The sequence below is a fragment of the Gayadomonas joobiniege G7 genome (genome assembly GCF_000300815.1).
GTDB lineage: Bacteria > Pseudomonadota > Gammaproteobacteria > Enterobacterales > Alteromonadaceae > Catenovulum > Catenovulum joobiniege.
On sequence record NZ_AMRX01000001.1, the window covers coordinates 242,839 to 269,700 of the forward strand.

Genomic DNA, 26,862 nt, shown 5'->3' on the forward strand with positions numbered 1-26,862 from the left:
TATTATTCCTTATTTTTAATAGGGGCATAAGTAGACTGGGTACGCTTTAAACACATTACAAACAACCAAGTAAACAGAACTAAAATTGCAGCGGTTATCCAAATAAATAACATCGCCTCTTGCATTCCATTTTCTTCCTGCATGTAGAGGTTTTTTAATGCGCCCCCATAACTAACTGCAAAAGCAATGGCTAAATTTGACGTTAACGACATGGCTGTGGCTGTCATTCCAGATGACTGATTATCGATATTAGCCAACGCATAAGTTTTAGAGCTATGTGATAAAATGCCCATGGCAAAACCACAACACAACCATGACACTACGGAATAGTGCACGCTAAATACCCCGTTGATGACACACCCATTTAGTAAAATTCCAAGCAGCATAAAGCTAAAACCAACTTGCATACAGCCAACCTGACTGATAGCGCTTAACCATCGCGCACGCACATTCGTCCCCGTTAACCAACCCAAACTGGCAAGAGTCAGAATGAACCCAGCATATGAAGCACTGACCCCATGCGCTTTCATTAAATACACAGGAAAATAACTTTGAATGCTAAAAAACACCAAACAGCTTATCAAAGTCACCCAAATGGCTTTATTTAACGGGGTTACAGCTCGCCACCAATATGCCGGTAAATTTTGGTTTATGGCCCAAGCTAATCCGAGACTAGCAGGCAGCAAGAGCCAAGAAAGGTAACCAGGCGGTGCAGCGATTAAGTACAATACCAACGCCATACTAACGGCCATCACCAAAGGCTCGGATAAGGTGGGCAAAAAAGGAGATTTAATACTCACTTCTTTGACATACAACCGGCTTTTTAACAAAACAAAAGCACTGATTAAGGGCAGAAACTGAATAACAAAAGTCCATCGCCAATGGGCAAACTCTATTAACCAGCCCCCCAATAAAGGGGCTATTAATGAAGGGATCACCCAGGCAAAATCCACGAGCGATAACGCTTTATTCCTATGTGCGGCAGAAAAACTCAGTTTTAGTAAGGCGAACGCTAAGGTTAGCCCCATTCCACCGCCGATACCTTGTAATACTCTTGCGACCACAAAACTGACTACATCCCAGCTCGCTATCGCCAAACAATGACCACTGAATAAACAGGCCAATGCCAAATAAAATATAGGCAACGGACCGGTAAAATCTATCCGCTTACCTGTCCATACCATGGCAGACACTGAACTGACCACGTAAGCGGCCATCATTAACCCGTACCACTGGTCTGAGTCAAACTGCTCAGTAATTGCTGGCATCACGACCAGCAATACGAGCTCATTAAAGGCATGCAATGCTGTTAACAACATAATGCCGATTAACATTGCGATATCCATATCTGCTATAGTTCGATCACTATTTTGTTCGATTTTGCTCGAGAACAGCATAGCGTCATTATGTCATTTTCGGCCTTTTCATCGTCGCTTAGGACTTCATCTCTATGCTCGATCTCACCGGCAGAAACATTCACAAGACAGGCTCCGCAGATGCCCTCGCCACAAACCATGTCAATGTCGTAACCATTTTCGTGGAGAACCTCCAACGCATTTTGCTCCGCTGGCACCTGGAAAGTTTTCTGAGAACGACTTAGCTCCAACACAAAAGGCTTGTCTTCATAGATTTTTTGATTGGCTTTAAACTTTTCAAAATGCACTGATCCGCGTGGCCAATGCAAAGTCGCATTAGCGACAGCGTCCATCAATAGATTAGGCCCACAACAATACAAGTGTTGTCCTGGCAAAATTGTTTTGACAATATCTGTGATCGGCATACGGCGACCACCCGCGTCACGGGAGAAATAAAATTGAACCTTGTCTGCAAATTCACAATTTTTTAAATGTTCAACGAAGGCAGCGTCCTTTTGATAACGAGCGCAATAATACAGCACAAAATCACTACCTTGCTTAAACAGGGTTTTGGCCATAGATAACAGAGGCGTAATGCCTATCCCACCGCCAATCAAAATCGAACGCTCCGCTCCTATTACCAAGGGAAACTGATTTTTGGGCCCAGAAACCAGTAAACTATCTCCAACTTTTAGGTTTTCATGCATCCAAGCGGATCCCCCTCGACTGTCAGCATCTTTCAATACACTGATATAATAAGCATCGGTTTGCTGCTCTCCATTAATTAAAGAGTACTGGCGAGTCAACCCATTACCTAGGTAACAAACCAAATGCGCACCTGCAGTCACGCTAGGTACAGGTGACAGATCTGGGTAGCTCAACTTAAACGTTTTTACCGTCTCACTTTCATTAATGATTTTACTAACCACTAAAGACTGTTTATTTAGATTTGACATAATTACCCCTCCAAACCCGTTAACTTTTCGATCTCATCTGCACTTAAATGGCTGACCCTTTCCCAAGCCATGCTCTTTCCTGGGTTTAGTAGCCCTTTGGGATCCAGACGCTTTTTCCATGCCAGGTGGATAAAATTTGCTTTATGCATATGCCCTGCTTCAATCTGATATTTATGCGGATCGGCCACAGAACAGCCATGCTGTTCATAGATATCAATGATCTCGTACAATCGCTTTTCAGTGGTATAGCGCACCGCTGGCACATCAAAAGCAATCAATTCACCGTTAATGGTGGCAAATTCATGGTGCTGAAATACTTCTTTTTTGAGTAGTGGCTGCAGCTCTTTTACCTTATCTACCGTAAGTGGCTGTGGAAAAGACACTTGCAAGTAGGTCATAGCTTTATCTGCTTTTAAAACCTGCAAGTTGCAATGGTTATAAGAAAACTCATACACATGCGGCAGTTTTTCTGCTTTTATTTCGGCATCAGTTTTAATTAATTCAAGCACACCACCACAGGCCTCAACATCTTTTTTTAAACCTGCAACTTCACGTGCATCAACCATAGTGATCATTAAGGCTCGGCCTTTTTGAATGTGGTTTTCTAAGGTAACAAAATAATTTCCGTATCTAGCATCCAAAACAGATAATAACTTGCATTCAATCTTTGCATTTTTAGCCACTTGCAATCCAGCGGCGTAAGCTGTCACATAGTCATCGAAGGTCGCAATACAATTTAACCAATCACGACTGGGTACTGTGCGTAGCGTCACTTCAGAGATAACACCATTAATCCCCCACGCATGATGGACCAATAAGGTATCATCACCACAAAAATTGTGGGTTTTAGGCTCTGCTTCAACCGAAAGCACCTTAAGACGAATAATGTTGCCTTTTTCTCGTAGCGGCCCATTGTTCATGGTCCCTATACCGGCCGATCCCCCTGCAATGAACCCACCAATGGTGGCAATATTTTGTGTAGAGGGGAACACAGGCAGTTCATAACCTTGGTTTTTAAGTGTTTGGTTTAATTTTTCAATATTACAGCCAGCCTCAACGGTGACAAAACCGTCACCAATCTCTAAAATTTGATTAATCGCTGTAATATCAATAATAATCCCCCCTTCAAGGGGTACTGCCTGACCATAATTTCCCGTTCCTCCGCCGCGTACAACAATAGGTAAATCCCATTGATAAGCGACTTTTAAACAATGGCTCAATTCATCCTGATTCTGTGGCTGCAAAACAATATCAGCGAATTTATCGCTTAACTGCTGCTCTAAAATTGGGCTATACCAGAAAAAGTCACGGGATGCTTTTTTTACCTGAGCTGGCTTTTGCATAACCCGAATTCCGTTTAATTGAGCAACAAACTCTTGCCAGTTGATTTTTATTTTGCCGGAAATAGAAAAACTTGATTCAGTCATTGACCTGATCCTTATTGATATCTGATAAAAATGCCGCTAACGGTTTAATGTGAGATGATCCTGACACCAGTGACGGTAAACTTGTGCAATTGGCAATTAATAAATCATCTATTGAGCCACCGCTGACATAGGTTGGCTTTAACCCCAACGCGGCTGCCGCCCTAGTACTAATACTTTCCAACCAAATTGCTAACGGGGGGTCTAAATGACCTGTGAGCACAGCCAGTGATAGAGCATATAGTGGTGAGTGCTGTCCGATGGGACAAAAAGCATCTTCGACATTGTCACTACCAACCACTAAACTCACCCCAGCCGCTTGTAACTCTTTTACTCTTGTTAGGCCGCGACGATCCGGTGTTCCATCAGTGCGCCCTTGCAGATACAAGTTAGTCGATGGCAAAGTGGCCACAGATATATTGGCTTGTTTAAGCTGAGCTAAAATTGTCGCTAATCGGGCATCTTGATAATTAATCAAGTTGCAAACATGGCCACATAAAATGGTCCCCTCAAACTGACTGCTAATCGCTGTTTCGGCAATCAGCTGTATTCCGTTTAACTCTGTGTCTAGGCCTTCATCCACATGAAAATCCAGCATTAATTTGTATTTTTTTGCCAGCTCAAAAACTCTCTTGATAGCCGTACGCTTGCCGGTTTGGTATAGGACGAACACGCCCAACACCCCATTATCTTTAGCAATCTGAGCAACAACTTGCTCAGCTTTTTGAGCATCGTCAAACAACTCCAACGAGGTTAATGCGGCTACCTGCAATGTGAGTTTATTTTTCCACTCGATCGCAAGCTGATGCATAACAGCCCAAGCTATCGGAGGTTCAGCCTCATCTCCCCAATCCACATGCGTGCGCACAGCCTGACACCCGCTTTGATACAAATCTCCTAACGCTCGGCCCGCGCGTTCATGGATATCTTGTACTGTCCAGTTCTGCTTGTCTTTCTGCATAACATCAATTGCCTGCATTAAATTGCCACCCACTATGCCTAACCTGTCTACCGTATGGCACTTATCTAGATGTACATGTACTTCGTTAAATTTTGGCAAGATAATATTTTGCTGAAGGTTAATTCGAGAGATGTGTCCATCCGGATCTAATTCGTCGGCATTACAGAAACCAACAACTTGGTTCTGCTCGAGCAAAAGATCGCCCTGCAGACAATCATCCCCCGCAAGTTCAATTGGTTGGCTCTGACTCCTGTACAAAGTGACAGGCACTTTGACATTTAACAATAAAACTTTTTCTTTATCACTATTCATTTAGAGGCCCTAAATAGATGGCATAAAACCGTCTTAAAGCTTTAGCTTTAAAACACCAACAGGCCCTTTAACTTGTGCCAGAAGATAGCTGGATAATAAAAATTAACACTTTAAAATCAAAAGGTTAACTTTACTTTATGCGTTAATTTTATATACTTTAATATGTCACCTTAAATCAATTAACCTTACTTTGGAGATTTATGAAAACCATTAACCCCACTTCAATGGCCGCCCCATTTGGCCGTTACTCACATGCTGTTTTAGTGTCTCAAAAGCAGCGTTTATTAAAAACTTCTGGGCAACTTGCTTTATCTTTAGATAAACAGATTCCTCAATCTGCTTATCAACAAGCCACACTCATTTTTCAAAATTTAGCGCGCTTGTTAGAACAAGCCCAAATGCAAAAATCTGATATTATTCACCTTACGGCCTACGTGACCGACCGCCAATATATGGCCGAATATATGCAGGCACGAGATGAATTTTTAGGTAACATCACACCACCGGCATCAACTTTATTAATTGTTTCAGGATTCACCCTACCAGAATTTAAAGTTGAAATAGAGCTAACCGCAACCGCTGACTAATCAGCGGCTTGTTATTTAGCTTTGGGCTTTTTTCCACTTTTGATATTCGTGCTTTTGCCGTGCATACGCGATCCAAGCATTGGCCTGACTGGCAACTGACTTAAACGCTCTGGCTTTTTCTAATGTTTTTTTAGCACTGTCGAAGCGACCATCCTGCACCTGGGTAACGCCCAATAACAACCATGCTTTATCCGTTTTTTTAAGACCTAAATCGAGCGCCCGCTTAAGTACAGCCTCAGCCTCAGTCCATTGCTCTAAATCGATTAATAGTTGCGCCTGTTTTAGTAAGTCATCACCCTTTTGGGTAACGCTGGCTAAATCTCCATACGCCTGCGCGGCTTTGCTTTTTTCACGTGCTTGCTCCCAGGCACCAGCCAACATTTTTAAGTGTTTTTCATTGCGCTCGATAAATTCTTCATTTAATGCCTTTGTCAACAACCTAGCGGCTGGCTCAGGCATTTGATTTGCGTTTGCCAATTGAACCATAGAAATAATACTGGCCTGTTTATCCAACATTTTTTGCTTCCAAGCTAATTGCAGAATTGCCAAAGCATCCAGCTCGTTTTCCAGCAGCATTTGCACACTCGCGGCTTGTTCCCAGTAAGTTTTTTTATCAGGCCAATGTTGAATAAGTATCCCTAAGGTTTTGGCTGCTTGTTGATAATGTTTTTGCTCAAACTGTGCAGCCAAGACCAACTGAAACCAAGCTTCTTTGGGTTCTTCCACTAACTCAATCGCTTTATAGGCATACTCTTGTGCATTCGCATATTGTTTTAATTGAGCGTAAATGTTGGCCATAAAAATATGGTCACTGGCTTTAAATTCAGACAGTGCGGCATACCAAACATTCGCTTCGTTTAGGGCTTTTTCAAACTGTCCTTCGCCTGCATATAATTGCGCCATCATAAACCTGACATTTAGAGCTGCCTTCTCTGGTAACTTACCCACAGCAAGACTCTGCCTAAACTTTTCAGCGGCCTGAGAATAGCGGTTATTAGACATTTCTAAATAACCCCAAGTTTGCAGAACAATGGCTTTAGATAAACTATCTTCAGCAACATTTCCTTCTAATTTTTTAATTTGTGACAGCGCCTCCGTTAACTTGTTCTCGCTCATTAACGTTTGAATATCGTTTAGTTTTTTATAGGTGGACGGCGACAGTGACTCAGCCTGCAGTGGTTGACTCAAACCAACCAAGATACAGACAGCTAAACTGAGTTTATGGACCTTTTTTAAATAACATTTGTGCATATAAACCTCTGCTTAACTGGCATTGGCCAAAGTAAATTCTATAGTTTGTGTTGCAGTTTGTGGCTGAGGCTGCCCATCCACCATTTTGGGCCTAAATTTCCAACGCATCATGGCCGCCATTGCTGCTTTATTAAATAAACGCCCTGGCTTAGACTCAATCACCTTTGCATTACTTACAGTGCCATCAGGCCGAATAGATACTTCCATTTTGACAAACCCTTCTATTTTGGCTTGTTTAGCCTTGCGCGGATAAACTGGGGCCACTTGCACAACGGGGATCACATCTGAGTCAAATCCAGCAATCCCCCCACCGGCACTACCTGGCGAGCCTAAAAAAGGACCTTCTCCACCATTCATTGGAATATCTAGGCTAGGCAAATTCATCGCCAATGGTTGCACGCTTTGCTGGGTGCTGCTCTCGCTAACCGATACATCTGGTGTTTGTGGCGGTTGCTCGGGTGGTGGTGGCTCTTTAGGCATTTGTCGTTCTTTGGTTTTTGCCGCTTGCTCGGACACCTTAACACGAACAAAGTTTAACTGAGCAGTGTCGCTTTTTTTTCCAAACAGCTCACTATCAGGCTTTATCATCCACTGCATGATAAAAAATAAAGTCAAAGCAATGGAAACGGCCACGGTTAAGGTGATTAACTGCCTGCCAATCATAGGTGACTCCTTAATCTGAGCTTTTTGCGGCTACTGAAACATTGGCGGCACCAGCCAACCTGGCCTGATCCATAACCTTAATTAGAATATTGGTATTCGACCCCTCATCCGCCACTATTACTACAGCACCACCAGGGTTTTCGGCTAAAGCTTTTTCTACATTTGCGCGCACTGCACGAGGGTCGATACGTCTTTTGTCGATCCAAATTTCATTATTGCTACTAATACCAATCTGCACACCACCAGCTTCTGTGGCAACCGCTGTTTCTGCGTTCGGACGGGTAACATCGACACCCGTTTCTCGAACAAATGACGAAGTTACAATGAAAAAAATCAACATGATAAACACAACATCCAGCATAGGAGTCATATCAACCTGACTTTCTTCTTCCATTTCTGAGTATTTTTCTAAATTCATGATTCAGCCCTCTAGGGTCGTTAATCTTTTTAAGGCAACAATTAATGCACTTGTGCCAATGCATCTTGCACACGTCTAAGTTCGTTTTTGTAACGCCGATCTAAAATCGTCATCACGGGTAGCGCTGTGAGTGCCGCCACCATGCCGGCCATCGTGGGGATGGTGGCTGCGCTCACGCCATCCGCCATCGACCTTGGATTACTAGAGCCAGTTACGGCCAATACATCAAACACCTGAATCATGCCGGTTACCGTACCCAGCAGTCCTAACATGGGTAGTAGAGCAACCAGAGCAGGTATTATTTTCATGTTAGCGCTCAGCGCACAATCTAACTCTGAGATCCACTGCTTACGCACACAATCACCATACCAAGAGGATTTATCTTGGCGGGTTTCCCATCGCTGTGATGTTTGTTGAAACGCTTTGGGAAACTCGCGATAGATATAACTAAATCTATCTAGAATCAGCCACCAGGTGACTATGGTTGATGCAAGTATCAACCAGAGCACACTTCCCCCGATGTCTAAAAAGTCTCGTATTAAAAGAATTAAATCAGGCATCTTAAGCTTTTTTCCCTGCGGCCATTTTTTCTGCTTGCGAAGCAACCATACCAGCCGCTTGCTCGGATAATATTTTGGTCAAAGTTTGAGCCCGGCTACTTAGCACACTATGAGAAAGCAATAGAGGAATGGCGGCTACTAGCCCCAGTACCGTGGTCACCAAGGCTTGCGAAATGCCGCCAGCCATAAGTTTAGGATCGCCTGTACCAAATAAAGTGATCGCTTGGAAGGTTCCAATCATACCTGTGACCGTACCCAGTAAGCCCATCAAAGGCGCAACAGCGGCCAGTACCTTAATTAACGGTAAACCTTTTTTAATCTCGTTAATGTCTTTGATGATAACTTCCTCTAATTTTTTAGATAAAACATCAACTTCAAGGTGGCTGGAGCTATAATAAACCCCTAACGCACGGCCAAGCGGGTTACCTTCATCAAAATGCTCTAAATCTTTAAGCTGCCTTTTAATACCGCCGCCAATTCGTTTTAATTCAAATAAACGTTGCAAAACAATGAGCATTCCTATCGCCAAAAGACCCAAAATGGCGTAACCGACTTCTTTACCCTGCTCAATACGCTCCATTAAATTAGGAGACTGAACGAGCAAGCTTAATAAAACGCCTCGAGATGGGTCGATAGCAAAAGGTACTTCTTCACCGCTAGACGCTTTCGATAAAGCTTCTGCACTATCTCGATACTGGCTTGAAGGTTGGCGCGCAAATTCCACTAATTGCTCGTTTTCGGGTAAATAGTTTAAAAATACGTCGTTTGCCACTACATTAAAGGTTCCAATTCGAGTGACTTCAGCTTGATAATGGCTACCGCTCGGTTTTACAACTTGGGCATCAAAACGAGAAATGCTACCACTTGCTTGGATCTCGTCTAACATTAAGGTCCATAACTTTGTCATCTCTTCAATCCGTGGGACCTCTTTGCGGCTGGCTAAAATATCAATGCTTTGTTTGCGCTCAGGCATCTCTAAACTGGTCAATGAGTCATACAAATTAGACTGAACATCACCAGCCATTTGTTTAAACACCCCAAACAACTCCCCTAAGTCGCCCGTTCTGCGAGTCAGAAGCTCGTTCAGTTCGGTCAATTTCACTTCGTTTTTATCAAAATCACTTTTCAGTTGATCCCTTTTAGCTATTTGTGCAGCCACTTCGGCATCCGCTTCTTTTTGCAACTGAGTTTGTTTTTGCAGCGAAGATTTAAACTCGGCTTCTCGCTGCTGATTATGCACTCGCTCAGCTTTAAGCTCTGATTTCACATTTGATAAAAGATCACTCAAGGGATCAGCGATTACACCAAACGAGGAAAAACATAAACTGCTAACAATGACCAAGTGTGCGGCCGTTTTTTTGGTCAGGTTGTGAGATAAAATATTCATACTGGATTTACCCTAATCTAATAATGTTTATTCAGAAATGGCGACTGGAAGCGTTAATAATTCTGGTGGTGCTTGTTTGCGAGCGACTCTCAACCCATCTCGGATTGAACGGCGATAGCTGGCATCCACTAGCGTCCACAGTTGATTTTTTTTGTCCCAACGTCCACTCTCTTTTCCATCTAGGCTTTGGTAGTACAATCCAACACGACCAATCCGTAAAAAATCTACCGACTTGGGTTGTCCCGCTTTAACAATTTCACCTGTGTAAGCTTCAATGGTTTTGCCGTATTCCATTTCGACATTGTAGGCTTCCATAATGCGGCGATACTTTTCGCCGATACTGACATCGGCTCTATCGATTAAGGTTTTTAAGTTTTCTACCCTAGCGGTTCTTTCATGAATTAAAAATGGCGTGTCCGTAGCAACCAATTTATCGAGCGTATCCACCATTTTTACCATCAATGGCAAAACCCCCATTTCGATTTGCTCAATTTGCTCAGTTTGCTCAACAATAGACGCCATCTCAGTACTTTGTGAGGAGACCAGCTTTTGCAGTTGGGCATTATATATTTGCAGGCTCTCGGCACGTTGCAAAGCGGCGCGATAGGCCTGCAATGCTTGAGTCGCTTCGTCTGCCATGACATTTATTTTTTTCTGGCTGCTTACAGCCTCTTCATTAATCTGTTTTTGAACCTGCTTACTGCCTTCTACAGTCTCAGCTGAAGCGAACTGAAAACAAGTTGCAAGGCTTAAAATAAGTACTGATTTTTTTAACATTGAGTCATCCACCGACAATTATAAATAAGGTCTGGCTAAAGCTAAGCTTCATCCTGCCGAACAAGGTTATTGTTTACCCTGCAGAATGAGTGCCAAAATTATCCAATCGGTCAATATTTAAAAAAGATGTTGATTTTAAAGGGGCGGAGGACTAAAAACCACAGGTAAAACATGTAAAAAGGCTTCTCTAATGCACCTTTTTGCATCATTTCGCTCTATAAAAAGGCGTTATTTTGAAGCAAAAAGAAACCCAAAAAACATATCCTGCCCGTTTAGACAGGATTATTTTTATTGCTTGAAATTTAGGGTTCTTCTGATTGATTTAAGAATAATAGGGTTAAAAACAGGATAACAATAAACTTAAAAGCGGCATCTTGACCATTCCAGCTTTGTGATTGCCACATCGCAAACCATTCAGCACCTATGGTCATAAACCCTACAAACCACAATAAAACACCTAAAGTTAAACCCAAATTGGCAAATTTTTTAGCCACCTTAAATTGCCCCTCTGGCGCGTCTTTAGCTTGCCATAACTTCCAAGCCCCGTATCCACATAACAAACCAACCATAGCCTCAGCCAGAATGATTAACAGATAAAAAAGGTGATGTAGCAGCTGCGATTCAATCGCTCGATACATTAAACGATTGCCTTCGAAGGTTGTATCCATCATCAGCACGTGCTGGACGAATGCAAAGTTAGATTGGTAGTCAGTAATATTATTAAATGCGACTAAACTAGCAAATAACGCCATACTAGCGACTAAAACGGTTTTTATTGTTCTGATTTGGTGCATGTAGAATCCTCATCTAGCTTTTATAAAAAAATAAACCCAGCAAGATCTACGCCTAAATTACTCTGATTAAATTACTTCACCTATTGTTGCCAATTATTCACCAGTGTCTTGCACCATGCACCCTTGCTCTGCGTATATAGGCTACGTAGCATACAACTAACATACAGCAAACAGGAGTTTTTATGTCGGCAACTGATTTATTTTCTACCCTGCAATTGGGTGATATCAAAATTAATAACAGAGCCATAATGGCACCATTGACCCGAGCGCGTGCCGAAGACCATGTGCCTACAGATTTAATGGCAACCTACTATGCTCAGCGCGCCGAAGCAGGTTTAATTATTGCCGAAGCCACTATGGTAATGGAAGGCAACTCGGCGTTTGTTGCCGAGCCAGGTATTTATTCACAAGCCCAAATTGATGGATGGAAAAAAGTAACAGACCAAGTACACAACAATGGCGGCAAAATATTTTTACAACTTTGGCACGGCGGCCGCGCTTGTCACCCAGTGTTAAACCAAGGCAGAACGCCTGTTGCGCCTAGCGCCATAGCGATTACCTCTGACGAAATTCATACCCCAGAAGGTAAAAAGTCATACGTAACGCCAAGAGCGTTAGCACTCGACGAGATCCCTGAAATTATTAAAGGTTTTAAAACGGCTGCAGAAAACGCCAAAGCCGCTGGTTTTGACGGCGTTGAAGTGCATGGTGCAAACGGTTATTTAATTGATAGCTTTTTACGCGACAGCGCAAATAAACGCAAAGATCAATACGGTGGCTCAATTGAAAACCGTGCGCGGTTTTTATTTGAAGTGCTACAAGCCGTTATTGAAGTTTGGGGCAGTGGCAAAGTGGGTTTAAGAACCTCACCGCTAAACGGCTTTAATAGCATGCGCGATAGCGACCCTGTGGCCACCACAGAGTATTTAGCTAAACACCTTAGCCCACTCAATTTAGCCTATTGGCATATAATGCGCGCGGATTTTAAAGGTGAGCAAAACGCTGATGTGATCAGCCCAGCACGTAAACATTACAGCGGCAATCTGATTGCTAATATGGGCTATGATAAAGACGAAGCGCAACAAGTGATTAGCCAAAAGCAAGTGGATGCAGTTGCATTTGGCGTGCCTTTTTTAGCGAATCCAGACTTAGTGACCCGCTATGCCAAAAATGCCGAGCTAAATGAACCTCAGCCAGATTATTTTTATACCGGCGGTGCTAAAGGCTATACGGACTATCCGAGTTTAGCGGAGTAGGTTGTTAAACCCAAAGTTATATGAAGAATGCGGGATCAACCCAGATCCCGCCCTCTCTATTTCTTTTTCCGTTGCACAGCCAAACTATTGAAACATTCATACCACACACAAAAACAAACCATTTACACACAATAAACAAAAATATACAATCCAATAGTCATTTAAATATGACGAAATGAATTTATATAAAAACAGGAATATGTATGTTTATTGGAAAAGCAAGTCTCAAGCAACTCACATTGTCTACGCTAGTTACTGCGGCATTTTCTGCGCACGCCAATTTCACCCCGAACCTAGATGGCACAGGAAATTGGATTAAAAACCAAAAAAATTGGCAATTTAATGCAAATGTCAGTGATGAATTTAATCAACCTGGAAATTGGCAGACGCCAGAGACAACTAAATGGAATCGTTACCACCCTACTGGCTGGCTTGGCAACAACAGTTTTACATATAGTGGAAGCCTTGCATATACACATAATGGAAACTTGGTTTTAGAAGCCAGAAACGGTGCAAATGTTGGAGATAAACACACCACAGGCATAGCTTCGTCCAAAACCGCGTTTAAATACGGCTATTTTGAGGTGAAAGCAAAAGCGGCCAATAATAATATTGCCAGCAGCTTCTGGTTTTTTAACCGCAACCCAGATAATGGTCACCAATTTGAAATTGATGTTTATGAGCACTTCCCTTACCAAGGTTGGAACAGCCATAAAAAATTTAAGAGCAACATCCATTATTTTATTTGGACACCTGAAGATGGTAATGTTGATCAAATCCCAAATTACGAATCGCCCGTCGATATGCCCAACGCGGGCGTGGTAACCGATTGGCATATTTATGGTGTGCTAAGGGATGAAGCCAGCATCCGCTTTTATGTCGACGGCGAAAATGTTAGAACCATTTGGAAAAGTTCAGTTGCGCCAGAATATTGGCCGGGTGACAAAAGTATGCCAGTGATCTTAGACATTCTAGTTTACGATTGGCAACAAGGCGCAAACGAGCCTAGCCAAAACTATTCGTTTTATTACGTTGATTATTTTAGAGTTTGGAATTAAATAAAAAAGAATGGCACGCCCGGAGAGATTCGAACTCCCGACCAAGTGGTTCGAAGCCACCTACTCTATCCAGCTGAGCTACGGACGCGCAAAGTTGAGAGTTAGATTGTAATCATCTTTTAATGTTTTGCCAGTCTTTTTTGCAAAGACTGGCTTCAAACGCTTATAAATTAGCCAATTACAACCAACAAGTCTTTTGCCAATGCCGAGATACGCATCTCGTTATCTAGGTTTAAACACACCTTTGCATTGCCCTCTGACTCTTGTATTACGCCGATTAAAATTTGCTCGTGTGCTTCAACTAAGGGTTTAGCATCCACAACTTTTAATAAATCTTTATCACTGTAGTCAGCAACAGGTTTAACTTTAATTTGTGCACCTTCGGCGTTCATTAACGTTTCGAACAATATCTGGCTTTCTGGTACTAAAGCCACCTGAGAGAGCAAATGACTCATTAACAACGGCGTGATAAAGGTATCTGAGCTGGCTTGCTCTAAAAAGCTTTCGTTTGACGGATCGCTGAGCTCAATTAATACATGTGGCCGTTTAACATGCTCTTTTAAAATTTCGTTTAACGCCATAGCCCCCACTAAAACTCTAGCATCGGCTTCATCGGCTGAATCCATACGGTCACTATAAACCAGCATAATAATGTCTTGATGGTGAGGATCAAAATCTCGCATTTCGGTTTCAACCATATAATCCCCTTCAACCAGATTAAGCTGAATGCGGCTACTTAAACGGCTCAGTTTATCTATGTCTTGCTGACGCTTTTGGCTAGCTAATGTAGACACTAGAGTAATTTCAAAAGATTCATGGCGGTATAAATCTAATTCTTTAATAATATTAGGAATACGTCTGTTCCAACCTAAAATGAGTAAACGCTTTTTAGGTTTACGGCTTTGTGCTTCTAACTTAGTTTGTTTAACTTTGGGCAAGTTGAGCTGTTTATACGGCTGATTATCAGGCACTAATTGCTGAACCTGGTTTCCAATAAAAACCAGCATATCTTCGGCTTCAAGTTTGTGTTTAGCTTGCTCGCCTATCGCTAAATAAAATTGTTTATCATGCGCGTCGATAAACCCAATTAACATAGCTTTACTGAAAAATTTTCGAGCTTCGGCTAAAGTTTTTCCGCGCTGTGCTTCAACCGCTTTAAAGAAAAACTGTCCATTTTGATAAGCGGTTAAGATATGGCTGTATACTTTTAATAACCCAGGCATCACGACACACTGAGCGACTAATCGGCTCACTGTTTGGTCTGTGGCCAAAACGTTCAACTGTCCTTGATAGGATTTTAAAGCCAACTGACTATGGCGACCATCATCTAATTCAACCACCAACCTTGGAAACTGCTGTGCTGATTTAGCTAATACATTAATCGTTAGCAGCGCTTTTATGGTTTCTACATCTGTTGTGACTGTGGAGTCACTACGCTGGTATTGATTGCTTAAAATAACCGCAGACGCATTTAAACAAGCGACTCGATGCAAAGCTTCTGCTTGCAAAGCTTTGCCGGAACGTAAAACAATACGGCGGGCATATTTGTGTGCCAGCGATAATTCAGCTAGCAATTGTTGATGGACCACTGCATTCACTTCTTCGGCCAACAATACTATGCCAAGATCTTTATCGTTGTTTTGTTTTTTATATAAGCTGCGATTAACTTCTACCCCTAACAACTCTCTAATTACAGGCACAGTGCGGCTGCTCATACCCAAAATGACGATATGTTGTTTTACCGAAACTGGCGTTAAACCCTGCTCTAATTTTTCCATAAAAGCAATTAACCAGCGGGTCATAATAGCCACTAATGTACCCATAAACAGGACATAACCGCATAGCGTTAAAATGGTAGACACGGTTCGCGGCCAAGCGCCTTGATCATCACCTAAATAGCCTGGGTCGGTCAACCGTAAAAACGCCCACCAAACATCTTCAGACAAGGTATGGCCAGATAAACTACTTACTGGCGATAACAATAAGCCGCCGAATAAAGAAACCAGGGCAATACAGGCAACTATCACAAAAAGTTGATAGCCGGCGCCTTTAACAAGTTGGCGCTCGACAAAATATTTTAGCCGATCGATTGGCTGTAAAACGGTAGATTTTAAATACATAGGCCTTCCGAAAAATTAAACGCTGGAGAAAAAGTAAGCTTAAATACCTTAAAAAGCTCAATAAAGCGATGCAAATATTTTATTTTAGACATAAAAAAAGGCTTTTGCGGAATATTCCACAAAAGCCTTTTTTAAAATTTTAATCACGCGTTAGTTAGCTGCTTTTTTGGCGCTTCATTGCATCAAAAAATTCGTCGTTTGTTTTGGTCATTGACAGCTTATCAATTAAAAATTCCATTGCATCGATTTCAGACATGTCGTGTACGATCTTACGCAAGATCCACATCTTTTGTAATTCGTCTGTTGACGTTAATAATTCTTCACGACGAGTACCGGAACGATTAATATCAATCGCAGGGAAAACACGTTTTTCTGCTATCTTGCGATTTAAGTGGATTTCAGAGTTACCTGTTCCTTTAAACTCTTCATAGATGACTTCATCCATTTTAGATCCAGTGTCAATCAAGGCCGTTGCAATAATGGTTAAACTGCCACCTTCTTCAACGTTACGGGCCGCACCAAAAAAGCGTTTTGGTTTATGCAAAGCGTTGGCATCAACACCACCGGTTAATACTTTACCTGATGATGGGATCACTGTGTTATATGCACGCGCTAAACGAGTGATAGAGTCTAATAAAATCACTACATCTTTTTTGTGTTCAACTAAACGCTTGGCTTTTTCAATTACCATTTCAGCCACTTGCACGTGACGACTGGCTGGCTCATCAAAGGTCGAGGCAACCACTTCCCCGTGCACCAAACGCTGCATCTCGGTGACCTCTTCAGGCCGTTCGTCAATTAATAACACCATTAACTGACATTCTGGGTGGTTGGCAGCAATCGACTGAGCCAAGTTTTGCATTAACATGGTTTTACCGGCTTTAGGCGGCGCGACCACTAAACCACGTTGGCCTTTACCAATAGGTGAAGCCAAATCTAAAACACGCGCAGTAATGTCCTCGGTACTACCATTGCCCCGTTCCATACGCAAACGTTCGTTGGCATGCAATGGTGTTAGGTTTTCAAAAAGGATTTTATTGCGGGAGTTTTCAGGTTTGTCGAAGTTGACTTCGTTAATTTTTAACAGGGCAAAGTAGCGTTCACCTTCTTTTGGCGGGCGGATTTTACCAGCCAAAGAGTCGCCAGTTCTAAGATTAAAACGTCTTATTTGCGACGGTGATACATAAATGTCGTCCGGCCCGGCCAAAAATGATGAATCAGCTGAGCGCAGGAAGCCAAATCCGTCCTGCAGTATTTCTAATACGCCATCGCCGAAAATATCTTCGCCGCTTTTAGCGTGTCTTTTTAGGATCGCAAAAATGATGTCTTGCTTGCGCAATCGGGCCATATTATCTAGACCCATAGATTCAGCAAGCTGAACTAATTCATTTATAGGTTTATTTTTGAGTTCCGTTAAATTCATATTGGTGGGTTCTTATCTCAGAGACTGGCTGAAACAGTACATGCTTGATTAGATTAATTAGGGATTCATTAAAAAAATTCTGAATGTTAAAGTTATTCAACTTAACAACGCGGGATAGACTAGCACTTAATACAGCAGAGATCCACAAAAAAAGAAGCTCAAAATTGAGCTTCTTTTTAATTGCTTAAAATGCTTAGATATTTTCATCTAACCACTGTTTAAGTTGGGTCTTAGAAAGCGCGCCAACTTTAGTTGCGGCAACACTACCCGACTTAAATAACAATAACGTTGGTATGCCTCTTACACCATATTTAGCAGGTGAAGCATTGTTTTGGTCAATATTTAGTTTACCAACCGTCAATTTATCTGCATACTCAGATGCAACTTCATCCAAAACAGGTGCTATCATTTTGCATGGACCACACCACTCAGCCCAGAAGTCTACTAATACAGGCTTGTCGGCATTTAAAACATCAGACTCAAAACTTGAATCTGAAAGGGTTACAATAGCATCAGAGCTCATTAATTTCTCCAAATTTAGCGGCTTTTAAAACCGATGAGGATAAAACAGAATGGTTTTTTAATCCATTCAGATATTTTTTGCAAGTCCAAACTGATATGCTAATGCAACTATGACAATACAAACACATTTATCCGAAGTAGAATTTGCATCCTTTTCGATGCATCAAACGATTCAGCAAGCCCTTATCGAGGCAGGCTATAAACACTGTACCCCAATTCAGGCGCAGAGCCTTCCAGTTGCTTTAACTGGTCAAGATGTCGCCGGCCAGGCGCAAACGGGTACCGGTAAAACTATGGCTTTTTTGCTGGCTATTTTTAACCATTTACTAACCCACGAAGCCCCGTCAGACCGCGAAGCTAAACATATTAGAGCTTTGGTTATGGCACCCACTCGTGAACTGGCTGTGCAGATTCATAAAGACGCAGAGCTGCTCGCTAAACATACAGGTTTGAAATTGGCACTTATTTATGGTGGCGAGGGTTACGACAGTCAAAATGCGCAATTAGAAGCAGGCGCAGACATAGTTATTGGCACCACTGGGCGTATTATAGATTATTATAAGCAAGGTCTTATTGATCTAAGCAAATTAGAATCTATTGTGCTCGACGAAGCTGATCGTATGTTTGATTTAGGCTTTATAAAAGACATTAGATATTTGTTCCGCCGCATGCCACCGCCTTCAGAACGATTAAGCATGTTATTTTCAGCAACCTTGTCAATGCGCGTGCAAGAGTTGGCTTATGAGCATATGGATAGCCCAACCCATATTCAAATTGCGCCTAAAGAAATGACGAATAAGCGCATTACTCAAGAGTTATTTTATCCAGCAAACGAAGATAAAATGCTGTTGTTGTTAACTTTAATGGAAGAAGAATGGCCAGATAAGGCCATTGTTTTTAGTAATACCAAACACGATTGTGAAAAAGTGTATCGTTGGTTAAAAGCAGACAAACACAGAGTGGGTCTGTTAACTGGTGATGTTCCGCAGAAAAAACGCTTAACGATATTAAAACAGTTTACCGAAGGTCAATTAGATATCTTAGTAGCGACTGACGTTGCTGCCCGTGGTTTGCACATTCCCTCTGTAACTCATGTATTTAACTATGACTTACCAGACGATTGCGAAGATTATGTGCATCGTATCGGACGAACCGGTCGTGCCGGCGAATATGGAAAATCCATTAGTTTCGCTTGCGAAAAATATGTATATAACTTACCTGCAATCGAAGAATATATAGGTAATGTATTACCCGTTAGCAAATATGATAAAGATGCCTTGTTAGATGATGTGATTGCACCTAAGTCACAACCTAAACGCAGAATGCAGCGTGGACGGCAGGATAACCGCCGTTCACCACAAAAAAGAAAAAGCCAGGCATCATAATAATAAATAACTTCAGTATCGGAGAACGGCGATAGTGGAACAAAGATATCCTGTATATGCTGCCATCGATTTAGGGTCCAATAGCTTTCATATGCTGATTGTTCGCTCGGTGGAAGGTAGTGTTCAGACGATAGGCAAAATTAAACGTAAAGTGCGATTAGCCTCTGGGCTAGACACACACGGCAATTTAAATCAGGCAGCTATGGCTCGCGGTTGGGATTGTTTATCATTATTTGCCGAACGGCTACAGGATATTCCAAGCGCAAATGTTCGCATAGTTGGTACTGCTGCGCTTAGGTTAGCCAAAAATAGAGCCGAGTTTTTAACCCGTGCTGAAGCTATTTTACAGCATAAGATCGAAGTAATAGAAGGCACCGAAGAGGGTCGCTTGATTTATATTGGGGTCGCTAACACCTCAGGTACAAGTCGCAAAAAACTGGTGATTGATATTGGGGGTGCCAGCACAGAAATTATCGTAGGTGAAGGCTTTAAACCTAAACTCGTTAATAGCTTAAATTTAGGCTGTGTGACCTGCCGCAGTCACTATTTTAACAATGGTACTATTACTTCGGCCACTATTAATGCTGCTTTGCAAAATGCCAGCGAACAAATTTTACCTCTGGTTGCAGAATATCAAAACCAAGGTTGGCAGTCTTGTTTAGGGGCATCTGGCACCCCACAAGCGATTCAAGAAGTGTTAATTGCGATGGGGCAAAGTGAGCTAATCACCTTAGCTAAACTAGAACACTTGGTCGAACTTTCAATTGCTTGTGGTCATATTGATGAGCTCACCTTGCCAGGCCTTAGAGAAGAACGGCGGCCGGTTTTTATTAGTGGTTTAATTATATTAATGGCTGCTTTTAAAGCCCTTAATATAGAGTATATGGTGGTTGCTGGTGGTGCGCTGCGCGAAGGCATCGTTTATAGCATGCTGCCCGATTTACAGCAAAAAGATATTCGCCAGCGTTCATTAAACAGCTTTGTACAAAGATATCAGTTAGATAAAGAGCACAGCATACGCGTTTGTGATACCGCCCTCGCATTATTCGATCAGCTCTCTCAACATTGGGCGCTTGATCAATTTGAAAGTCGCGCCGTATTACATGCTGCGGGCGTTTTACACGAAGTGGGTTTAGCAATAGACTTTAAAGACGCCCCCGCCCATGCAGGGTATATTTTGAGCAATACGTCCATACCTGGTTTTAGTTTAGCGCAAAGAAAACTGCTGATCACCCTAGTGAGTAATTATCGCGATGATATTAAACTGGAACAAATCAACCAGCAAACTATGACAGATCCTCAGTTAGCAGCCGCTTTGGTTCGTATTTTACGACTCGCTGTTATTTTAACCATGCGCCGAAAAAACGAAGCTTTGCCTAAATTTACAGCCTTTGCCGACCAGCAGACGCTTAGCTTACGTTTTCCCAAACATTGGTTAGCCCAACATCCGTTGATGGAAAACGAGCTTCACCTAGAGCAAGAGTATCAAGAAAAAGCCGGCTGGCAGTTTACTTTTAGTTAATCATACACAGCGCTTGGTTACGTGAAAGATTTACTGAAGTCGGTAATATTTACAATGGTGTCGCAAAAAACTTACTGAGTGTTTAAAAAAACCCCATTAAAGTTCATATTAATCATACACTTAAATAAAACCATCAAGTTGGTGTTTTTTTTGCAGTCTTTCTCCTACTGTGTTTTCGATAAGGAGAAAGTTATGCAAACACATCTTAATGAAGAAACCTATCCACATAAAGTCAGTGCCGTTTATCCCACTCGCGAACAAACCGAGTCTGTAGCCAAGCACCTTAAAGAAGAGGCTCATTTGACTGAGCAAGATATCAAAATAGTGCCCCCCCAGGATGACAGTTTGCACAATAAACTACAGCCCGAAGACAAAGGTGTTCGCAAAACCCTGTCTAGCACTCATATCATTTTAGCTGCTCTGGGTGCGACCTTTGGATTTTTAGTCGCTACCTACCTAGATTTTTCAGGCGTCACTTTTGTATTAGAGCAGCCGTTTGTTAGCTATGCGGTATTATGTATTATATTTGCCATGCTTGGTATGTTTGCCGCTGGGCTCATTTCGTTGCGCCCCGATCAAGATCCGCTCATGCAATCAGCCCGCGATGCTAACCAACATAACAAATGGGTTTTAATCGTGCATGCAAAAAATAAAATTCAAAGCTCGCAAGCAAAATCTATTATGCGTACGCAAGCTGAAAGCCTATCGAGTTCTTTTTAGCGCCTTAATTCTCGGCTCGCGTCGCTCTATAGCCACTGCTTAAGCCTCTGCACATTTAGTTCCGCGCAGAGGTTTATTTCTCCGGGCGCTGACCGCTTTTTTCAAAAGCCTGTTAATCTTTGATTAAGTCGCTAATGGTCGTCTGATAGTCTTGAAGTTGTTCTAACAAGTAGCTTTTTTGATCAACCTGCAAATCAGCGGTTAAATCAGCGATCAATTGCGCGGATGTTTGTCGGTTTTTTTGTAACGCTTGTTGTAAAAGTTCGCTACGCCACCGCCAAGGTTCATTAATTAATAAATCAAGCTGAGCTTCAAATTGCTTAGTATCTTTTTCAAACAAAGCCGTTTCTAATGCCGCTAGCCAATTGCGTCTGTAATCAAACCACATACGGCGTGTGGGAATATAATTCTGTGCCGCCTGCTCTGCGAGTTGGTTTTGAGCTTCGGTTAAATCATCTAACCACTTTTCACTTGATTCTTGGATCCGATCTAAACGACGCTCTGCATAAGATTCATCGTCTCTTTTGTCTTGCCAGTCTTCAATATCTTCGTTTAACTTTTCGTGCAAGTTATCAAGCAGTTCTTGTTTTTGATTCGCCTGCAATGATTTCAACATAGCAATAAGTTCAGGACTTACATAATTTACAATCCTATACCAATGCTGCTCAAATTGCCTAAAATGTCGCTGTACCCCAGCCAGGTTCAAACCTTGCTTAAACTCTTCTGTCAGTTCATTAAGTTGAGCCTGATAAAGCGGCAACTGAGTGCGTCTATGCCAGTTATGCCAACTTTTAAACTGGCGCTCGAACTCGGCTTCTTGCGCATCGTTTAAGCTTACGTAATCATCAATATACCAATCTGCTAACCAAGGTAAACGGTTATAGGTTAATGAGATACCACAACTCATTAACACTGGAAAGAGACAAATAATCACAATAAATCGAGCTTTCATAAAAGTATCCGGCTTGGGTGATCGAATTAATTAAGATAAGATATCTCATCAAAAGTTTAATAAAGATTATTTCTATTTATGCAAAAACATATACGCATTGCCACCCGCGATAGTTTACTGGCCCTTTGGCAGGCAGAATATGTCAAAGAAAAACTCGAGCAAGCGCACTCGGACTTAACCGTCTCTTTGGTTAAAATAAAAACCCGCGGTGATAAAATATTAGATACCCCGTTAGCAAAAATAGGCGGCAAAGGCCTGTTTGTAAAAGAGCTCGAAGTCGCTATGTTAAATGGCGATGCGGATATTGCCGTGCATTCGATGAAAGATGTACCTATGGAATTTCCGGACGGTTTAATGCTGTCGGTCATTTGTCAGCGCGAAAACCCAGGTGATGCTTTTGTGTCTAATCATTATAACAACTTAGATGATCTACCGGCTGGGGCAATAGTAGGGACCTCTAGCCTGCGCCGCCAATGTCAAATTTTAAATTACCGACCTGACTTGAAAGTAAACTGGCTTCGCGGCAATGTACAAACCCGTTTACGTAAACTAGATGAAGGCCAATATGATGCCATTGTATTAGCCTGTGCGGGATTAATTCGACTAAAATTAACTGACCGCATTCGCAGCCAAATTAATGATGACATTATGTTACCGGCCGTTGGTCAAGGCGCTGTGGGCATCGAGTGCCGTAGCGATGATAAACAAACCCAAAATTTGTTATCTGTTTTAGAAGATAAAGATACCCGTATTCACCTAACGGCAGAGCGCGCTTTTAATAAACGCTTAAATGGCGGCTGCCAGGTACCAATTGCCGGTTATGCAGAATATAAAGGACAGGAACTTTTTTTCCGCGGTTTGGTCGCATCGGTAGATGGCAAACAAGTATTTTATAGCGAGCAGTCGGGTTTACCAGAAGAAGCTGCTCAGTTAGGCCAAGCCGCTGCTGACGAACTGCTACAAGCAGGCGCTAAAAAAGTTTTAGATGAGGTTTATAAAAACGCGTAAATGAAGGTTTATCACAGCCGAGTTGGAGAATCAGGCAATGCGTTAAACAAGATGCTGGCGGCGCATCAGTGGCAGCCGGTTAATATTCCTGTGCTGCAAATTAGTGAAGGCCATCAAGCACCGCAACTGACATCATTTAATTTGCAGCCAGATTGCCTTATTGTGACCAGTCGTCATGTGGTACCTTATTTGCAAAAATATTTGCCCGCAATGCAGTGGGCAAAGTTAAAAACAGTAGCGGTCGCTGCTGTCGGCCAAGGTACAGCAAACGCCTTACAAAAAGCGGGTTTTACACAGATATTTGTGCCAGAAGAGCAAACCTCTGAAGGCTTGTTAACCTTAACTTGCATTACCAGCGCCAAAGATGCCGTTCTGTTTAAAGGCGAACAAGGGCGCGATAAAATTTCTCAAAGCCTACAGTTGGCAAAACAAAAGCTGACTACCTACAATGTGTATAAACGACAATGGCTGCATTTATCAAATAAACAATTACAGCACATTAAACAAGCGGATATTTTTGTCTTAACCAGCGGAGAAATTGCCCTGACTTTACACCGGCAACTATCGCAAAATGGTATTTCAATTACAGATAAACTCTGTTTGGTACCTTCCTCTAGAATCTGCGATCTGTTGAGCCTGAATGGCTTTACGCAGCTAGTAAACCTGAATACCGCAGCCAACGTAACAGTTATGGATTATTTAAAAAATTTAAAAGGCGATGCCAATGAGCAATGAAAGTTCTAATCGACGCGAAGAAAACGAGCAGTCAGATCCTTCGCTAGAGCGTGCAGTCAAAAAAGATAACAAAGCAGATTCTCAAACCCAAGACGCTGAAATGAAAACAAACACGCCCGCTGCAGCCCCGACCGCTAAAGCAGGTGATCACGATGACAAAAATAGTGCAATCCAAGCTGAAAGCAAAGGGACCTCTGAGCAATCAGACACAGCTCAGCAAGATAACAAGGTATCATCCCCTCAACCAGAGACTAAAATAATTAAAAAAAGCAGCTGGTCTGGCAATTTGTCACTATTAATATTAATTGCATTAGGTGGTGCTGGCGGCTGGTTATATTGGCAAAACCCAAATAAGTTTCAGCAACTGCTAACAGATGAGTCAAACAACAAACAATTTGCGCAGCAAATAGCAGCAAATCAAAATGCCTTAACCGAACTAAAAAGCTCGCTGAATGCAACAGGCAAATCGTTTGAGCAATCACAACAGCAGTTAATAAACAAACAGCAGCAAAATATCGCCGATCTGCAAGCCGCGCTGCAACAAGCCTTACAGCAGCAAAAACAACAAATTCAGCAAAATTTGGCACAATTGCAGCAGGAAGTTGATATGGTAAAAAATCGTTTGCAGCAGGGTCAGTCGCAAGCGTCAAACCAACTTCAGCAAAATGTTGAGCAAGAAATTGCTAAACTTAAAAACAACATGCTCGAACAGCAACAAAAGTTTACAGAGCAAGAACAAGCGCTACAACGCAGCTTAAAAAAACTGGACCAAAGCAGCGAAGAAGCACGCCAAGCCTTACAAAGAGAAAATTTAAACGAATTAATAAAACTAGCTTCGCAACAATTATTTTTAGCAAATGACAAAACCGCCGCGCTACGTGCATTAGAAATGGCGTATCAAACCATAGCGGTAAATTCGGCTCAAATGGCTGAGCTAAAAGCCGCTATAAGTTCTGATATAGGCACGCTTAAAGCACTGCCTGATCTCAATACATCAGACTTATTTTATAAACTCAATCAAGTCATAACTCAGGTTGAAAACTTACCCCTCAGCAGTCAAGTGCAAAGCCGTAAAAAAGCCACTGCAACCGATACAGTAAGCGACCAAATGAGCTTGCAAAACCTAGAACATATCTGGCAAGACTTTTTGTCGTTGTTTAAACCTTATCGTCATGACGAAAAACGACAAGCATTATTAAACCCTGAGCAAATGCAAAACCTAAGATGGAATATGTTAAGCAAGCTTAACCAGGCTCAGTGGGCTGTTCTTAACCAACAGCCAATAGTATTTGAGAGCAGCTTAAAAACGGCAATTGATTGGCTAAATAGTTTTTACCAGCAAAACAATGACGGCGTTGTTGACGCCATAAGAGAGCTAAAAACGCTTTCGCAACAATCGCTTAATGCTCAGTATCAGCAAGTTGAATTACAGAGCCTTAAACAGGTGGACAGCAGCTTATGATAAAAATATTCATCTTATTTATTGTTTTTAGCTGCATGTTAGGTGTCGGCTCTTTGTTAGTCGACGAGCGTGGATATGTTCTAATCCAAGTCGCAGGCTGGACCTGGGAAGCCAGTGTGATTGGCTTTTTATTTATTTTATTGGTTTTGTATTGTATTTATAAAATTGTTTTTTTCATTCTTGGCAGTATTTTAGGAGCGCGTAAAAACCTCTCTCATTGGCGCAGCCAGAAAAAACAAAAAGCCAGCCTAAACGGCCTGCAAACCGCCATAGAAGCTTTGTTTAAAGGTAACTGGCAAAGAGCTGAAAAATACAGCTTACGCTATGTTAAACATAGCCCGATAGCCAAGAGTCACTATTTGGTGGCCGCTGAAGCTGCGCGAAAACTTGGTCATGATGACGAGGCCAATTTATATACCTTACGTGCAGAAGAAAACAGCAGCGAGCAGGCTAAGCAACAAGCTATGGTTAAAATTTTGGTGCAAGAAGGCAAATTAGACAAAGCACAAAGAGTTGCCGAGCAGTTATATCAGGACAATCACAAAGATGGTGCTAACCTGTTATTACTGGCCCGTATCTATCAAGCGCAAGCAGCGTTTGAAAAGCTGAGAGACATTTTACCTCAGGTCGCAAAATACTCAGAGATCAGTCACAGTGAGCTAGAAAAAATCGCTTTAAACGCTTGGCAGCCCCTATTTAATCATTATGCCGAGCAAAACGATTATAAAGCTATTAAAACCGAATATCGCCGCATTAATAAGCTGCTAAATGATGAACAGCCTGCAACGGCTATGTATTTATCGGCGCTATTGGCGGCTGGTGAACCCAAGCCGGTGGATAAACACATTAAAAATATGCTGTCGTCTGAGCAACATAAAAACCAGCAAACCATAAATCTAATTGCCAGTTTACCCATTAATGAACCACAACCGCTCATTGACTGGGTTGAAAAAAAGTTACAGAAAGACCCTTCAGATCACTGGTTAAAAGCAGTCTTAGCTGTGCTAGCCAGCAAAGCAGCCAATTGGGAATTAGCTGAGCGTGCCATGTCTGATTGCATTGAAGTCATGCCAACCATGGAAAACTTTACTTTGTTAGGTGATATTCAAAGCCACACCGGAGAGATTGAGAAGTCGCGTGAAAATTACCGCTTAGCACTAGATGCAAAAGAAAGCCGTGAAGATAAAAAGCTAATAGAGCTCAAATAATAAGCCAAAAATAACGGCCCCCTAAACTGTTTAAAACTTCAGTTTT

General features: G+C 42.0%; 25 protein-coding genes and 1 tRNA gene. 10 read left to right on the forward strand and 16 right to left on the reverse strand.

The window, feature by feature from the left end; all coding sequences use genetic code 11:
• Nucleotides 1-2: 2 nt before the first annotated feature.
• From C727_RS0101230 to C727_RS17765, 4 genes are read right to left on the reverse strand one after another with little or no spacing between them, the layout of a single operon-like run.
• Nucleotides 3-1,334, reverse strand: coding sequence for an MFS transporter (locus C727_RS0101230; protein ID WP_017443798.1), 1,332 nt, complete (start codon nucleotides 1,332-1,334; stop codon nucleotides 3-5).
• 17 nt (nucleotides 1,335-1,351) lie between these two features.
• Nucleotides 1,352-2,311, reverse strand: coding sequence for a PDR/VanB family oxidoreductase (locus C727_RS0101235; RefSeq protein ID WP_017443799.1), 960 nt, complete (start codon nucleotides 2,309-2,311; stop codon nucleotides 1,352-1,354).
• Between the two features lie 2 nt (nucleotides 2,312-2,313).
• On the reverse strand, nucleotides 2,314-3,738 hold the full coding sequence (locus C727_RS0101240) for an FAD-binding oxidoreductase (protein WP_017443800.1): 1,425 nt from the start codon (nucleotides 3,736-3,738) through the stop codon (nucleotides 2,314-2,316).
• Entirely contained in the window at nucleotides 3,731-5,008 is a 1,278-nt protein-coding gene (locus C727_RS17765) for an amidohydrolase family protein (RefSeq protein ID WP_017443801.1), read from the reverse strand. The genes C727_RS0101240 and C727_RS17765 overlap by 8 nt, the downstream gene beginning before the upstream one ends.
• A 200-nt stretch (nucleotides 5,009-5,208) precedes the next feature.
• Between C727_RS17765 and C727_RS0101250 the strand changes: the two genes are divergently transcribed.
• Nucleotides 5,209-5,595, forward strand: coding sequence for a RidA family protein (locus C727_RS0101250; RefSeq protein WP_017443802.1), 387 nt, complete (start codon nucleotides 5,209-5,211; stop codon nucleotides 5,593-5,595).
• A 15-nt stretch (nucleotides 5,596-5,610) separates the two neighbouring features.
• On the opposite strand, the gene C727_RS17770 is transcribed toward C727_RS0101250, so the two are convergent.
• The 7 genes from C727_RS17770 to C727_RS0101285 all read right to left on the reverse strand — a co-directional run bounded on the left by C727_RS17770 (nucleotide 5,611) and on the right by C727_RS0101285 (nucleotide 11,445).
• Nucleotides 5,611-6,846: a tetratricopeptide repeat protein gene (locus tag C727_RS17770; protein WP_017443803.1), complete on the reverse strand. Its 1,236-nt coding sequence runs from the start codon at nucleotides 6,844-6,846 to the stop codon at nucleotides 5,611-5,613.
• Between the two features lie 12 nt (nucleotides 6,847-6,858).
• Nucleotides 6,859-7,509 (reverse strand): energy transducer TonB, encoded by a 651-nt coding sequence (locus C727_RS0101260; RefSeq protein ID WP_017443804.1) that lies wholly within the window; start codon nucleotides 7,507-7,509, stop codon nucleotides 6,859-6,861.
• Nucleotides 7,510-7,519: 10 nt separating this feature from the next.
• Nucleotides 7,520-7,927, reverse strand: a complete 408-nt coding sequence (locus tag C727_RS0101265) for an ExbD/TolR family protein (RefSeq protein ID WP_017443805.1) — start codon at nucleotides 7,925-7,927, stop codon at nucleotides 7,520-7,522.
• Between the two features lie 41 nt (nucleotides 7,928-7,968).
• Nucleotides 7,969-8,487, reverse strand: coding sequence for a MotA/TolQ/ExbB proton channel family protein (locus C727_RS0101270; protein WP_017443806.1), 519 nt, complete (start codon nucleotides 8,485-8,487; stop codon nucleotides 7,969-7,971).
• A 1-nt stretch (nucleotide 8,488) separates the two neighbouring features.
• Nucleotides 8,489-9,874, reverse strand: a complete 1,386-nt coding sequence (locus C727_RS0101275) for a MotA/TolQ/ExbB proton channel family protein (protein ID WP_017443807.1) — start codon at nucleotides 9,872-9,874, stop codon at nucleotides 8,489-8,491.
• A 27-nt stretch (nucleotides 9,875-9,901) separates the two neighbouring features.
• Entirely contained in the window at nucleotides 9,902-10,651 is a 750-nt protein-coding gene (locus tag C727_RS0101280) for a DUF3450 domain-containing protein (RefSeq protein WP_017443808.1), read from the reverse strand.
• A gap of 302 nt (nucleotides 10,652-10,953) precedes the next feature.
• Nucleotides 10,954-11,445: a DUF2165 family protein gene (locus C727_RS0101285; protein ID WP_017443809.1), complete on the reverse strand. Its 492-nt coding sequence runs from the start codon at nucleotides 11,443-11,445 to the stop codon at nucleotides 10,954-10,956.
• A gap of 182 nt (nucleotides 11,446-11,627) precedes the next feature.
• Here C727_RS0101285 and C727_RS0101290 point away from each other — a divergent pair, with 182 nt between their 5' ends.
• Nucleotides 11,628-12,701, forward strand: a complete 1,074-nt coding sequence (locus C727_RS0101290) for an alkene reductase (RefSeq protein WP_017443810.1) — start codon at nucleotides 11,628-11,630, stop codon at nucleotides 12,699-12,701.
• Nucleotides 12,702-12,904: 203 nt separating this feature from the next.
• Complete coding sequence (locus C727_RS0101295) at nucleotides 12,905-13,759, forward strand: family 16 glycosylhydrolase (RefSeq protein WP_017443811.1); 855 nt, start codon at nucleotides 12,905-12,907, stop codon at nucleotides 13,757-13,759.
• Between the two features lie 11 nt (nucleotides 13,760-13,770).
• Here the strand turns inward: C727_RS0101295 and C727_RS0101300 are convergent.
• The 4 genes from C727_RS0101300 to trxA form a co-directional block, all read right to left on the reverse strand.
• Nucleotides 13,771-13,847 (reverse strand) — tRNA-Arg (locus tag C727_RS0101300).
• Nucleotides 13,848-13,929: 82 nt separating this feature from the next.
• Nucleotides 13,930-15,879, reverse strand: coding sequence for a CASTOR/POLLUX-related putative ion channel (locus tag C727_RS0101305; RefSeq protein ID WP_017443812.1), 1,950 nt, complete (start codon nucleotides 15,877-15,879; stop codon nucleotides 13,930-13,932).
• Nucleotides 15,880-16,033: 154 nt separating this feature from the next.
• Nucleotides 16,034-17,302, reverse strand: a complete 1,269-nt coding sequence (gene rho, locus C727_RS0101310) for a transcription termination factor Rho (RefSeq protein WP_017443813.1) — start codon at nucleotides 17,300-17,302, stop codon at nucleotides 16,034-16,036.
• 193 nt (nucleotides 17,303-17,495) lie between these two features.
• Nucleotides 17,496-17,825 carry a thioredoxin TrxA gene (gene trxA, locus C727_RS0101315; protein WP_017443814.1) on the reverse strand — a complete coding sequence of 110 codons (330 nt, stop codon included), beginning with the start codon at nucleotides 17,823-17,825 and terminating at the stop codon, nucleotides 17,496-17,498.
• A 109-nt stretch (nucleotides 17,826-17,934) separates the two neighbouring features.
• Between trxA and rhlB the strand changes: the two genes are divergently transcribed.
• The 3 genes from rhlB (at nucleotide 17,935) to C727_RS0101330 (ending at nucleotide 21,451) form a co-directional block, all read left to right on the forward strand.
• Complete coding sequence (gene rhlB, locus C727_RS0101320) at nucleotides 17,935-19,209, forward strand: ATP-dependent RNA helicase RhlB (protein ID WP_026052494.1); 1,275 nt, start codon at nucleotides 17,935-17,937, stop codon at nucleotides 19,207-19,209.
• Nucleotides 19,210-19,243: 34 nt separating this feature from the next.
• Nucleotides 19,244-20,731 (forward strand): guanosine-5'-triphosphate,3'-diphosphate diphosphatase, encoded by a 1,488-nt coding sequence (gppA, locus tag C727_RS0101325; protein ID WP_017443816.1) that lies wholly within the window; start codon nucleotides 19,244-19,246, stop codon nucleotides 20,729-20,731.
• A 192-nt stretch (nucleotides 20,732-20,923) separates the two neighbouring features.
• A complete protein-coding gene (locus C727_RS0101330; protein ID WP_017443817.1) occupies nucleotides 20,924-21,451 on the forward strand; it encodes a hypothetical protein in 528 nt (175 codons plus the stop codon).
• A 112-nt stretch (nucleotides 21,452-21,563) separates the two neighbouring features.
• Here the strand turns inward: C727_RS0101330 and C727_RS0101335 are convergent, their stop codons facing one another.
• Nucleotides 21,564-22,403 (reverse strand): DUF6279 family lipoprotein, encoded by an 840-nt coding sequence (locus C727_RS0101335; protein ID WP_017443818.1) that lies wholly within the window; start codon nucleotides 22,401-22,403, stop codon nucleotides 21,564-21,566.
• Between the two features lie 78 nt (nucleotides 22,404-22,481).
• On the opposite strand from C727_RS0101335, the gene hemC reads away from it, so the two are divergent.
• Genes hemC through C727_RS0101355 form a run of 4 tightly spaced genes read left to right on the forward strand, consistent with a single transcriptional unit; the run spans nucleotide 22,482 to nucleotide 26,816 of the window.
• Entirely contained in the window at nucleotides 22,482-23,411 is a 930-nt protein-coding gene (gene hemC / locus C727_RS0101340) for a hydroxymethylbilane synthase (protein WP_017443819.1), read from the forward strand.
• Nucleotides 23,412-24,146, forward strand: a complete 735-nt coding sequence (locus C727_RS0101345; RefSeq protein WP_017443820.1) for a uroporphyrinogen-III synthase — start codon at nucleotides 23,412-23,414, stop codon at nucleotides 24,144-24,146. It abuts the gene before it with no gap.
• On the forward strand, nucleotides 24,136-25,608 hold the full coding sequence (locus C727_RS0101350) for a uroporphyrinogen-III C-methyltransferase (protein WP_017443821.1): 1,473 nt from the start codon (nucleotides 24,136-24,138) through the stop codon (nucleotides 25,606-25,608). The genes C727_RS0101345 and C727_RS0101350 overlap by 11 nt, the downstream gene beginning before the upstream one ends.
• The gene (locus C727_RS0101355) at nucleotides 25,605-26,816 is read left to right on the forward strand and encodes a heme biosynthesis HemY N-terminal domain-containing protein (protein ID WP_017443822.1); all 1,212 of its coding nucleotides are present in this window, start codon (nucleotides 25,605-25,607) and stop codon (nucleotides 26,814-26,816) included. The genes C727_RS0101350 and C727_RS0101355 overlap by 4 nt, the downstream gene beginning before the upstream one ends.
• Nucleotides 26,817-26,862: the final 46 nt, after the last annotated feature.